At 61.2% G+C, this 11,827-nt stretch carries 10 protein-coding genes; 7 read left to right on the forward strand and 3 right to left on the reverse strand.

Going from position 1 to position 11,827, the window contains the following annotated elements; all coding sequences use genetic code 11:
• Positions 1-816 (reverse strand): ROK family protein (locus tag CWO89_RS32285; RefSeq protein ID WP_130582542.1); only part of this gene is annotated, 816 nt, incomplete at its 3' end.
• Between the two features lie 240 nt (positions 817-1,056).
• Between CWO89_RS32285 and CWO89_RS32290 the strand changes: the two genes are divergently transcribed.
• From CWO89_RS32290 to CWO89_RS32320, 7 genes are all read left to right on the forward strand, one after another.
• The gene (locus tag CWO89_RS32290; protein WP_130582543.1) at positions 1,057-2,022 is read left to right on the forward strand and encodes a sugar-binding protein; all 966 of its coding nucleotides are present in this window, start codon (positions 1,057-1,059) and stop codon (positions 2,020-2,022) included.
• Between the two features lie 64 nt (positions 2,023-2,086).
• Positions 2,087-3,613, forward strand: a complete 1,527-nt coding sequence (locus CWO89_RS32295; RefSeq protein ID WP_130582544.1) for a sugar ABC transporter ATP-binding protein — start codon at positions 2,087-2,089, stop codon at positions 3,611-3,613.
• Positions 3,610-4,671: an ABC transporter permease gene (locus tag CWO89_RS32300; protein WP_130582545.1), complete on the forward strand. Its 1,062-nt coding sequence runs from the start codon at positions 3,610-3,612 to the stop codon at positions 4,669-4,671. The genes CWO89_RS32295 and CWO89_RS32300 overlap by 4 nt, the downstream gene beginning before the upstream one ends.
• A 158-nt stretch (positions 4,672-4,829) precedes the next feature.
• The gene (locus CWO89_RS32305; RefSeq protein ID WP_130582551.1) at positions 4,830-6,182 is read left to right on the forward strand and encodes a carbohydrate porin; all 1,353 of its coding nucleotides are present in this window, start codon (positions 4,830-4,832) and stop codon (positions 6,180-6,182) included.
• On the forward strand, positions 6,183-6,947 hold the full coding sequence (locus CWO89_RS32310) for an ATP-binding cassette domain-containing protein (RefSeq protein WP_130582546.1): 765 nt from the start codon (positions 6,183-6,185) through the stop codon (positions 6,945-6,947).
• Positions 6,947-8,032: an ABC transporter permease gene (locus tag CWO89_RS32315; protein ID WP_165421417.1), complete on the forward strand. Its 1,086-nt coding sequence runs from the start codon at positions 6,947-6,949 to the stop codon at positions 8,030-8,032. The genes CWO89_RS32310 and CWO89_RS32315 overlap by 1 nt, the downstream gene beginning before the upstream one ends.
• Before the next feature lie 94 nt (positions 8,033-8,126).
• Entirely contained in the window at positions 8,127-9,059 is a 933-nt protein-coding gene (locus CWO89_RS32320; protein WP_130582548.1) for a sugar-binding protein, read from the forward strand.
• Positions 9,060-9,195: 136 nt separating this feature from the next.
• Here the strand turns inward: CWO89_RS32320 and bluB are convergent, their stop codons facing one another.
• Positions 9,196-9,828, reverse strand: a complete 633-nt coding sequence (gene bluB, locus CWO89_RS32325) for a 5,6-dimethylbenzimidazole synthase (RefSeq protein WP_130582549.1) — start codon at positions 9,826-9,828, stop codon at positions 9,196-9,198.
• A 531-nt stretch (positions 9,829-10,359) separates the two neighbouring features.
• Positions 10,360-11,346, reverse strand: a complete 987-nt coding sequence (locus CWO89_RS32330) for an LLM class flavin-dependent oxidoreductase (protein ID WP_130582550.1) — start codon at positions 11,344-11,346, stop codon at positions 10,360-10,362.
• Between the last annotated feature and the right edge of the window lie 481 nt (positions 11,347-11,827).

Raw genomic sequence — 11,827 nt, forward strand, 5'->3', positions numbered from 1 at the left:
CGCCAACTTGACATGGCCGATCTCGCTGCCGGCGCCGGCGCCCCAGCGCGCTTCACCGTCGACAACGACGCCCATCCCGACGCCGTGGCCGACCATGATCGTGGCCGAGAGGCCCTGCGCCAGTGCCGGCTCCGCGGCTGCGAGGGCCAGCGCAACTGCGACAGCGTCGTTCGCCATCACGACCTCGACCCCGAATGCCTGACGCATCGGCTTCGCCAGATCGATGTCGGTGACCGACAGCGCCGGGCTCCACAGATGCCGTCCGGTGTCGGCGTTCACGATGCCCTGCAGCGCAATCCCGATTCCCAACAGCCGATGGCGCGGCGTTGCCGTCGCGTCAAGCATAGCATCGATCTGTGCGATCATGAGATCGCACAACGCATCTGCATCGAGAGCGCGCGTCGTGAGTGCAAGTCGCGATTGCGCCAAGCCAGAGCCACTGAAGTCCGCGATCAGTGTCTCAATCAGGTTCATGCGTAGCGAGACCGCAATGATGCGGCCAAACTCCGGGTTCAGGGTCAGCAGTACCGCCGGCCGGCCACGGCGACGGCCATTCGGCCCGTCCGCATCCTCTTCGTCGGTATCGTCGGGCCACGACGTTGCCGCCCCGGCGTCGGTCTCGGCCTCGCACAACAGTTCTTCCGCTATCAGTCTCGACGTTATGGCCGAAATGGCCGCGAAGCTCAGCCCCGTGCTGCGGGCGAGCTCCACGCGCGGCAATGGTCCCTGACGTCGCAAGACTTCGACGAGGCGGCCGCGATTCGATCCGCGGGCCACGCTTGAAGCACGTCTCGGCGGCTCGGGCTGCTCATCCATGCGGCCATTTTAATTCGTTCAGTGAAATTAATCAACGTGTGAGACGCAGGAGATGGCCAAAAAGAACAATGAAGGCTACCTTATCGTACCAATTATACTATCGTTGCGCGAGAAGATCGGCAACAACATCCTTGACTCGAGATTTTGTTCCGATAATTTATTTGCAGTGTAAACAAAATAAGGCGCAAGAAGCGCCGTGCGTGGATCCCCTCATACCGGGGTGACGACAGGGAGGTGCACATGAAGAGCTCAATGAAGACATTGATCGTGCCGCTGCTGGCGGGCGCAGCCGCGCTCGTGATGGCTACTGGGGTGGTGCAGGCGCAGCAGAAAAAGACAATCGCGCTGGTGACCAATGTCGCGGCTGACTTCTGGACCATCGCCGGCCGCGGGCTCGAGAAGGCGCAGAAGGAGCACCCGGAATACAATATCGAGTTGATCGTCACCAACGATGGAACCGCGGCGGGCCAGCGGCGCGAGTTGGACGACCTGCTGGTACGCGGCGTCGCCGGCATCTCTATCTCTGTAGACGATGCGCCGCACGCAACCGAACAACTCAACAAGGTTGCGGCCAAGACCGTGTTGATCACGACGGACAGCGACGCGCCGCAGAGCAATCGTCTCGCCTATATCGGCACCGACAACGTCGCGGCTGGGCGGCAGGCGGGCGAGGAGATCAAGAAGGCGCTGCCGAACGGCGGCAAGATCGCGCTGTTTGTCGGAACGATGGACGCTGATAACGCCCGCGAGCGTGTGCAGGGTATCAAGGAAGCGATCGCCGGCACCAAGGTCGAGCTGGTCGACGTGTTCACCGACCAGGTGGACTTCGCCAAGGCTAAGGCGAATATGGAGAACGTACTCGTCAAATATCCCGACATTGCGCTGTTGTCCGGCCTGTGGAGCTACGAGACACCGCTGGTCTATGACGCGGTGAAGGCAGCGGGCAAGGTCGGCAAGGTGAAGATTGTCGGCTTCGACGAGGACCAGCGCACGCTGCGGGGCATTTCCGACGGCACGATCGAATCCACGGTCGTGCAGCAGCCGTACGAGTTCGGCTATCTCTCCGCCACCAACATCATCAAAACGCTGAACGGCGACAAGTCCTGGATCCCGTCGGACAGCAAGCTGATCGTGCCGACCAAGGTGATCAGCAAGTCCAACGTCGCGGAGTTCACCGCATCTCTGAAGGAACTGCTGAAGAAGTAACTTCAGTATGCTTCACCGCCGGGCTGCCACAGGCGGCCGGGCGTTGTGCGGGAGGAAACGCCAAATGGCGGAAACGCTGCTTGAACTTGCCGGGATCAGCAAGACTTATCCCGGTGTCAGGGCCCTCGACAACGTCAACCTGCGCGTGTACCGCGGCGAGGTGCTGGGCCTGATCGGCGAGAACGGCGCTGGCAAATCGACGCTGATGCGTGTGCTGGGCGGCGTGATCGCGCCGAGCGAGGGCGTGATCCGCATCGGCGGCAACGACCACGCCCGGATGACGGTGAGCGAGGCGACGCGGGCCGGCGTCGCCTTCGTGCACCAGGAACTGAACCTGTTCGAGAATCTCGACGTCGCGGCCAACGTATTCATTGGGCGCGAGAAGCTTATTGGCGGCCCGCTGAAGCTGGTGGACAACGCGGAGATGCGCGCCCGCGTGACGCCGCTGCTGGAGCGGCTGGGCGCCGATTTCACGCCGAACACGCTGGTCGACGACCTGTCCATCGCGCAGCGTCAGATGGTGGAGATCGCCAAGGCGCTCTCGATTGACGCCCGCGTGATCATCATGGACGAGCCGACCTCCAGCCTGACAATTTCGGAGACAGAACGGCTGCTGGAGGTGATTGCCGACCTGAAGGCGCACGGCATCTCGGTGATCTTTATCTCTCACCGGCTGGGCGAGATCATGACCTGCGCTGACCGCGTCGTGGTGCTGCGCGACGGGCGCACGGTAGGGGAGCTGGCGCGGGACGAGCTGAGCCATGCCGCAATGATCCGGCTGATGATCGGCCGCGACCTGAAGGCGCTGTATACGCCGCCGAAACGGCCGTCGCAGCCGGGCGGCTGCGACATCGTCGGCCTGGTGACATCAGCCTTTCCCGACCGGCAGATTAATCTTTCCGTGCGGCGCGGCGAGATTCTCGGCCTGGCAGGGCTCGTGGGCGCCGGCCGCACCTCGCTCGCCCGCGCGGCCTTCGGCATTGACCCGCTGCTGGGTGGCGAGATCAGGATCGACAACGCGCCGGTCGGTGTCGCGTCGCCGCGGGATGCGATCAGGCAAGGGGTCTATCTGGTGCCGGAGGACCGCAAGAAATCCGGGCTAGTGCTTGAACTGCCGATCCGCGAGAACGTGACGCTCGCGAGCTTGCTGAACTATGCGCAGATGTGGCTGGTAAACGGCGCGGCCGAGCGCAAGGTCGCGAAAGAACAGGTTAGGAGCCTGTCCATAAAGGCGCCGAGCATCGATATGGAGGCCGTGACGCTCTCCGGCGGCAACCAGCAAAAAGTGGTGCTGGGCAAGTGGCTTTCCATGCAGCCGCGAGTGATGTTCTTCGACGAGCCGACCCGTGGCATCGATGTCGGTGCCAAGAGCGAGATCTATGTGCTGATGCGCGACCTCGCCGACCAGGGCGTCGCGATCGTGATGATCTCCTCGGACATGGAGGAGGTCATCGGCGTCTCCGACCGGGTGGCGGTGATGCATGAAGGGAGTGTCAGCGGCGTGCTCGAGCGCGAGCAGTTCAGCGAATACAACGTGTTGCGGCTGGCGGTCGGCCAAGCGCTGGAAACCATGGAAGCCGCTGCGCCATGATGAAGAAAGAACTCGGCCTGTGCCTGCTGCTGGTGGTGATCTCCGCGATCACGGGCGCGATCAATCCGGCCTTCCTATCGTTGGTGAACTTGCTGAATATGGCCAATCTGATCGGCCTGTTCGGCGTGTTCGCGCTCGGCGTGGGGCTTGTGATCATCACCGGAGGCATCGACCTTTCGGTCGGCTCGATGTTCGCGCTGCTTGGCGTCGTATTCGTCGACCTTCTGACGACTTATCAGATTTATTGGCCCTTCGCGCTGCTGCTGGTCCTGCTGGGCGGACTGGCGCTAGGGGGCATCCAGGGTTTCCTGATCACACGGCTGAAAATGCAGCCCTTCATCGTGACACTGTGCGGGTTGCTGATCTATCGCGGCGCCGCCCGCTACTATACGAGCGATTCGACACGCGGCTTCGGCTACGGTGACGAGGCCAGCACACTGAGCAACATCGCCTCCGGCAATATCGCGGGCATCCCGAACACCTTCGTCTTCCTGATCATCCTTGCGCTGATCCTCGGCGTGCTACTGCACCGCTCGGTCTACGGGCGCTGGCTCTATGCCGTGGGCAAAAACGAGGAAGCGGCGCGCTTCTCCGGTATCAACACGGATATCGTGATCGCGACCGCCTACATCATCAGCGGCGGGCTCGCCGGGGTTTCGACCGTGTTGTTTGTGTTCTACACCAACTCAGTCTCTCCAAGTTCGTTCGGCAACTTCTACGAACTCTATGCGATCGCGGCTGCCGTCCTGGGTGGGTGCAGCCTGCGCGGCGGCGAGGGCTCCATTCTCGGTATCGTGCTGGGGACGGCGCTGCTGCAGGTGCTGCAGAACCTGGTGAACATCCTGGGCATTCCCAATTCCCTGAACTTCGCAGTGATGGGGACGGTGATTCTGCTCGGCGTGCTGGCGGATCAGCAATTGCAGAGCCGTCGGCGGCGCAAGATGGCGCTGGCCGGCCTGGCCCGTACGGCGCCGAAATCGACACTTGTGCAAGGAAAGCAAAGCGCATCACCGCGCGGCGCGGCTGCGTTGCCAACGAGTATGGGCGATCAGGCATGACAGTTCGATAGAGAACCACGACCAGGCGCTCCAGATGGCCGCTTCTTCGGCAGCCAAAATCGGCGTGTGCTGGGAAGGGAGCACGTTCCAGGCGCGAGGCTTTGGGCGGGGACGTGACACAAAATAAACAAAGCCGGGGACGCTGGGAGTACCAGAAGATGTTCTTGCATAGGTCTGTAAACGCCGCACGTGTGTGCGGCGTGGGGATTGCTTTGTCGTCTCTGTTGAGCGGTGGAGCGCATGCGGCCGATTTTTCAACGAAAGCTCCGCCTCTTCCTTATGTCGCGGCGGATGATTTCTGGACAAGGCCATACCTGTTTGGCGATCTCGGCAGGACCAAGCTGAAGGAGCAGGGCATCGATATTGGCCTGACGCTGGGTAATGAATCCGTCGGCAACCTGTCGGGCGGAAACAGGAACACCGCGGCCAACGCCGGACAACTGTGGTTCGGGGCCAAGCTCGATATGGCGAAGCTTGCCGGCATCCCGGGCGGCACGGTCGGCCTCACGCTGGTCCAGCGTTTCGGCGACAACCTGAATACCGAGGCAGGCATTCCGGCCTTGCAGTTGACCAACGAAGTTTTCGGCCGCGGCAATATCTTTCGCCTGACCCAACTCTACTACTCGCAGAAGCTGTTCGATGACCGCCTTGAACTGAAGGGCGGCCGTCTTCCAGTCGGCTCCGACTTCTTCTTCGGTCTGTGCGAGTTCATCAACCTGACCTTCTGCGGCGGCCAGCCCGGCAACATCCTGGGGGGCTACATCTACAACTGGCCGGTGAGCCAATGGGCCGGTGTCGTCCACTACAACTTCGCCAAGGAATGGACGTTTTCGGTCGGCGTCTACGACTCCAATCCGAATTATCTGACGACCTCAGAACCCAGCACGTACTTCTTGCCGGGCATCCCCTCCTCAAAACCAGTCTCGGGTGTATTCGTGCCGATGGAGCTGACCTGGAGCCCGAGCGGTGCCCTGTACGGGACCTGGAGATTGGGCGGCTGGTACGACAGTCAGTCGACGATTGATGGTGGCCTCCCGGGTATCATTGTTACCATCCCGGGTGTCGGCGGTGTTCCGGATCAAAATCTGGGAGATCAAAGAGGCCGCTTCGGCGTTTATGAGTCGATCCTGCAGCGGTTGACCGTTGATGGTCCCGGCGCGCTGGGTTGGTATACCTTCCTCAATACGACCGTCGCCGATCACCGGACGTCGTACCAGGATTACCAGATCGCCTGGGGCGTCAAGCACACCGGAACGTTCGCGTCGCGCCCCCAGGACGAAGTCGGCTTCGCGGTGGGCACGACCCACGTGAACTCGGCCGCTCTCAGCCCGAATGCAGGCGGTAACGAAGTTCCGATCGAAGCTTGGTACGGTTGGCAGGCAACCGGCTGGATGAACCTCAAATTCGACGTCCAGTATGTGATCAATCCCGGCGGGCGCGGGTATAATGCCGACGGCGTGAAGACCGACAATGCCTGGGTTCTTGGTATGCGCACCGAGGTCCACTTCTGAATGGTAACCCCTCACGTTGCCGGGCAGCCGGTCTTGGAGTTGAAAGGCATCGGCAAGGAGTTCGGTGCCATTCGCGCGCTGCCCGGGGTCGACATGCGCATCTTCCCCGGCGAGGTGGTTGGCTTGATGGGAGACAACGGCGCCGGCAAGTCGACGCTCGTCAAGATCATCGCCGGCAATTTCCCGCCGAGTCACGGAGAGATTCGCTTTGACGGCAAGGCGGTCCATTTCGCCCGTCCGATCGATGCCCGCGCGGTCGGAATCGAGGTGGTCTACCAGGACCTCGCGCTCGCCGATAATCTCACGGCGGCAGCCAATGTCTTCCTCGGCCGCGAGCTCAAACGCAAATTTGGTCCATTCGCCTTTCTCGATCACAAGGCGATGGCGGCGCGTGCGCTGGAACTGTTCGGAGAGCTGCGGTCGGAGACCCGTCCGCACGACCTCGTCAAGCAGATGTCGGGCGGTCAGCGTCAGGCGGTGGCGATCGCGCGGACGCGGCTCTCCAATGCCAAGCTCGTGATGATGGACGAGCCGACGGCCGCGATCTCGGTCCGCCAAGTCGAGCAGGTCTTAAGCCTGATCCATCGCCTGAAGGAGCAGGGCGTCGCGGTAGTGCTGATCTCGCACCGCATGCCCGACGTGTTCGCGGTCTGCGACCGCGTCGTCGTCATGCGCCGCGGCGAGAAGCGCGCCGACAAGGCGATCGGCGACACCAGCCCCGAGGAAGTCACCTCCCTCATCACGGGAGCGAAGGAGGCCGCGTGATGGCCACGCCCCCGGAATCTCCCATCATCACCTTCACCAATGTCGGCAAGGCCAAATGGTGGCAGAGCGGCATCTTTGCCTCGCAGACCGGTTACGTCCTGCTCGCGCTTGTGGCGCTGTTCGTGGTGATGAACTTCGCGAGCCCCTATTTCTTCACCGAAGGCAATATGCAGAACGTGGCGAAGAACTTTTCCTTCATCGCCATCGCCACGCTCGGCGTGACCTTCGTCATTATCACGGCCGGCATCGATCTCTCGGTCGGCTCGATGATGTGCTTTTCCGCGATGATCACCTCGATGGTCATGACGCACATCTCGACGCCGGGCACGCCTGGCGCGGAATGGTTCGTGCATTTGGCCGCCGACAGCAAGACCGTGATCGCCAATGTGCCGGGTTTGATCCTGCTCGTCTCGCTCCTGGCGGGGCTCGGCGTCGCGCTCATGGTCGGCCTCGTCAACGGCTTCTGCATCGCGGTGCTTGGGCTGTCGCCTTTCGTCACCACGCTCGGCATGCTCTCGATCGTGCGCGGCCTCGGCTACGTCGTCTCCAACGGCCGCGGCAGTTTTCCCGGCGGCCCCGACGCCGATTATTTCTATGCGCTGACATCGGGCGTTGTGTTCGGCATGCCCGCGCCGTTCATCTATCTCGTGGTTCTCGCGGTGGCGATGGCGGTCGTGCTGCATCACACCAGTTTCGGCCGCCACGTCTTTGCCCTCGGCGGCAATGAGAAGGCGGCTGCGCTGACCGGCATTTCGGTCGTGCGGGTGAAGGTCGAAGTCTATGTGATCTGCGCGCTCGCGGCGGGTCTGCAGGGCATCATCATCTCCGGCTGGCTGGGATCGGCGCCGGCAAACATGGCGACGTCCTACGAGCTCAACGTCATTGCGGCCGCCGTCATCGGCGGAGCCAATCTCGCCGGCGGCGTCGGCGGCCCGCTCGGGGCCATTGTCGGCTGCGTGCTGCTCGAGGTGATCCGCAACGGGCTCGTGCTCGCGCAGGTCAACTCCTATTGGCAGCAGGCCCTCGTGGGCGTGATCATCATCGTGGCGGTGCTGGTCGATCGCATCCGATCGCGCATGGCCTAGAGAGTTCCTCCGGGAGGATAACGAAATGATCGTCTATCCGCCTCCCGGAGCCGCTGATTTCAAGGGATAGGCACAAAAAATGTGGAGGGAAGCAATGAGGAAGGTACTTCTTGCCGGCATGGCCGTCGCCATGATGGCGACGCCGGCGTTTGCTCAGAGCTACAAATTCGTGATCGTGCCCAAGGCCATGAACAATCCGTTCTTCGATTTCGCGCGCGACGGCTGCCAGAAACGAGCCAAGGAGCTCGGCAACATCGAATGCATCTATAAAGGTCCTGTCGAGCACGAGCCGGCGACGCAAGCCCAGATCATCCAGGATTTCATCACCCAAAAGGTGGACGGCTTGGCCATCTCGGTCGCCGATGTTGCCGCGATGACCAAGTCGATCGAGGCGGCAACGGCAGCCGGCATTTCCGTCATCACGTTTGACTCGGACGCGCCGGGCTCGAAGCGGATTGCCTACATCGGCACCAACAACAAGGAGTTCGGCCTCGCGCTTGGCAAGCAATTGCTGAAGCTCCGGCCCGATGGCGGCAAATACGCAATGGTCTCCGGCGGGCCGGGTGCGGAGAATTTGGCCGAACGCGTCAATGGCGTCCGCGAAGCGCTCAAAGGTTCGAAGTGGACCGAAGTCCCGGGCTCGCCGACCTTCTGCAACGACGACCCCGCGCTTGGCGTGCAGCAGATGACGGATCTGCGCACCGCGACTCCTGACCTCGCGGCGATCATTCCGATCGGCGGATGGCCCATGTTCGCGCCGGAAGGCTTCAAGGCGTTCGCCAGCAAGAGCAAGAAGGACATGGACGCTGGCAAGTTCACGCTCGTCGTGGCCGACACCCTCAGGATGCAGCTCGAGCTTCTGAACGAGGGTTATGCCAATGCGCTGGTCGGCCAGCGTCCGTTCGAGATGGGCGAGAAATCGATGGATACTCTTCTTGCAATCAAGAAGGGCCAGAAGGTGCCGGAGATCATCTACACTGGTCTCGACGTTGTGACGAAGGACAACATCGCGAAGATGTTGAAGTAGGAACGTCTTGACCGGATTTCTACGGCGCAACGGACTAGAGCATGATCCGGAAAAGTGGAGACCGGTTTTCCGAAAAAGATCATGCTCAAACAAAAAGCTAGAGCGGGATGACGATTCGAAGAAAAGTCATCACGCTCTAGCGTCGAATCGCAAAGTCCTTCGATGCTCGCCGATATTCCCAATTGGCCTGCTCAAGTTCTGGTCGATCGAACTCTGCCTCGGGGTACCCGACGCACAAGTAGCCAATGAATTTCCAGGAGTCCGGTACTTCAAGAATCTCGTGGATGCTGGCTGGGTTCAGGATCGATACCCAGCCAACCCCGATGCCCTCCGCACGCGCGGCGAGCCACATCGAGCAGATCGCCGCGACCACGGAATATTCGACCGTTTCCGGCATGGTTGCACGCCCGAGGCCATGACCCATGTCGCCTGCCGTTTCCGCGAACACGGCCAAGTGTCCCGGCGCCTGTTCGAGGCCTGAGAGCTTGAGGGCTGCATATCGGGCCGCGCGTTCGCCCGAATAGGCCTGCAAGGCATCAGCATTGCAGGTCTTGAAGTCTTCGATCACGGCCCGGCGTCTCGTCTTGTCCTCGACAATGACGAACCGCCAAGGCTGGCTCAGGCCGACCGAAGGGGAAAGGCAGGCGATCTCAATGAGCCGCTCGATGGCGTCGCTCGGAAGCGGATCAGGACGAAACCGCCGGACGTCGCGGCGCCACACGAACAGCTCGCGCAGTTGCCGGCGAAAGGATTCGTCGAAGGAAACCATCAGGGCTCACGGTTCTGAATCGAATAATGATGCGGGATCAGCAGCACGGCGATTTCGCCGATCTGTTCGAACGCGCCCAATCTGTCCCCCAAATTTGTCGCGTTCCGAGAGGTCAAAAACGGGTACAAACGTGGGCAGTTTCGGCTAGTTTGGAGTGCACAGGTTCGTGTTTCATCCTGTTGAGAGCATAGGGTAAATCATTGAAATCGCAAGACTATCGCTTTTCTGTGGCGCCCATGATGGAATGGAGCGAGAGTTTCAAGAATCTCAATCGGTTAGAGCCCTGCGTGTGCACGACGTATGCACCGAGAGGTCAAAGAAAATCCAGCAACAACCAACGTCAGCCGGCTGAACTGAACGCTGCGGTCTCAGCGGGAGGCCAGCGATCTCGAGGGTAGCTACGAATTGCAAGCCGAACTTTGCGAGGAAGCAATTCGCGGAATGAGTGGTTTTGAAATGACCACAACTGGGGCGCAAAGCGGAGATCCGGAAAATTCCTGGACGTTGCGCGCTGCGAAGAGGACAAAGTTTTTAGGCAATAGCTGCGGTGCCGGCGATGAGTTCGAAGGAGCGCAGCCGAACTGCGTGATCGTAGACATCGGACACGATCATGAGTTCGTCGGCGCCTGTTTCCGCAACGAGCGCATCGATGCCCGAACGAACCGTATCGGGCGAGCCGACGATGGAGCGCGCGAGCATGCTCATCGCCTGCGCTTTTTCCGCAGGCGACCAATAGCTCTCAATATCGTCGATCGGCGGCTGGCTCAGGCCCCGCGCGCCGCGGAAGATGTTCGTGAAGGACATCTGCTGGGTCGTCGCCAGCCTGCGCGCTTCGTCATCGCTGCCGGCGGCGATGATGTTGACGCCTACCATCGCGTAGGGACGGTCAAGTTGCTCGGACGGTTTGAAGCGGCTGCGGTAGATCTGCAGCGCGGGGATCAGCAGGTCAGGAGCGAAATGCGAGGCGAAGGCATAGGGAAGCCCGAGTTCAGCTGCCAGCATCGCGCCAAAATTACTCGATCCGAGAATCCACAACGGCACTTCCGTTCCCGCGGCCGGCACCGCCCGGATGCGCTGATTGGGACCGGCTGGAGCCAGAAAGGCCTGCACTTCGAGAACGTCCTGCGGGAAGTTTTCGGCCGCTTCGGGCGTACGGCGCAACGCGCGCAGTGTAAGCTGGTCGGTCCCCGGTGCACGGCCCAGCCCGAGATCAATGCGGCCCGGAAACAATTGCGCCAGCGTCCCGAACTGCTCGGCGATGACGTAGGGCGCATGGTTGGGGAGCATGATGCCGCCCGCGCCGACACGGATGGTTTTTGTTCCCGCTGCGATATGACCGATCACAACCGACGTCGCGGCGCTCGCGATGCCCGGCATGTTGTGATGCTCCGCCACCCAAATGCGGCGATAGCCCCAAGCCTCGGCATGGACCGCGATATCGCGAGCGTTATCGAGCGCGCCGCGGGCATCGGTGTCCTCAGTGACGCGGACGAGATCGAGGATAGACAGTGTCGTCATAGGAACTCCCGAACGAAACCTTCTGTGTGAATGACGCTGCCAGAGATACTTGGAGCGTTTTCGAGCGAAGTGGACACCGGTTCGCGTGAAGAAAACGCGTCAAAACAAGAATCTAGAGCTTCGGTTCTGATTCTATCAGAACCGAAAATGCTCTAGCCGCGTCCAAGCTTGTCCGAAACGGCAGGCTTCATTCGATTCTTGTACCCCATATGGGCACTGTCTCCGCGTGGGTCAATCTGCTGAATCCGGTCCGCGATTGACCAACAGTGCCGACTGCAATCGGCACCGGGCGCGTCTCTGCGCCAACGACCGCTTCCGGTACATGGTGCTAGGTATAAAGAACATACGCCGAACTGCTCCTTGCGTTTTAGGTCTTGATAGGTTTTAAGCCCGGTGACTTCACGATTACAGGTACGAACGAGAAGCGAACCCCGTGGCTTGTCGCCCTTTAATCAGAGTGACGTAGCCCTGGTAGCTCAGG

The organism is Bradyrhizobium sp. Leo170 (genome assembly GCF_004296405.1).
Classification (GTDB): Bacteria; Pseudomonadota; Alphaproteobacteria; order Rhizobiales; family Xanthobacteraceae; genus Bradyrhizobium.

Coding starts and splice junctions, on each gene's coding strand:
- CWO89_RS32320 (WP_130582548.1), top strand. CDS start 8,127: ATGAGGAAGGTACTTCTTGCCGGCATGGCCGTCGCCATGATGGCGACG.
- CWO89_RS32310 (WP_130582546.1), top strand. CDS start 6,183: ATGGTAACCCCTCACGTTGCCGGGCAGCCGGTCTTGGAGTTGAAAGGC.
- CWO89_RS32300 (WP_130582545.1), top strand. CDS start 3,610: ATGATGAAGAAAGAACTCGGCCTGTGCCTGCTGCTGGTGGTGATCTCC.
- CWO89_RS32330 (WP_130582550.1), bottom strand. CDS start 11,346: ATGACGACACTGTCTATCCTCGATCTCGTCCGCGTCACTGAGGACACC.
- bluB (WP_130582549.1), bottom strand. CDS start 9,828: ATGGTTTCCTTCGACGAATCCTTTCGCCGGCAACTGCGCGAGCTGTTC.
- CWO89_RS32295 (WP_130582544.1), top strand. CDS start 2,087: ATGGCGGAAACGCTGCTTGAACTTGCCGGGATCAGCAAGACTTATCCC.
- CWO89_RS32305 (WP_130582551.1), top strand. CDS start 4,830: ATGTTCTTGCATAGGTCTGTAAACGCCGCACGTGTGTGCGGCGTGGGG.
- CWO89_RS32290 (WP_130582543.1), top strand. CDS start 1,057: ATGAAGAGCTCAATGAAGACATTGATCGTGCCGCTGCTGGCGGGCGCA.
- CWO89_RS32315 (WP_165421417.1), top strand. CDS start 6,947: ATGGCCACGCCCCCGGAATCTCCCATCATCACCTTCACCAATGTCGGC.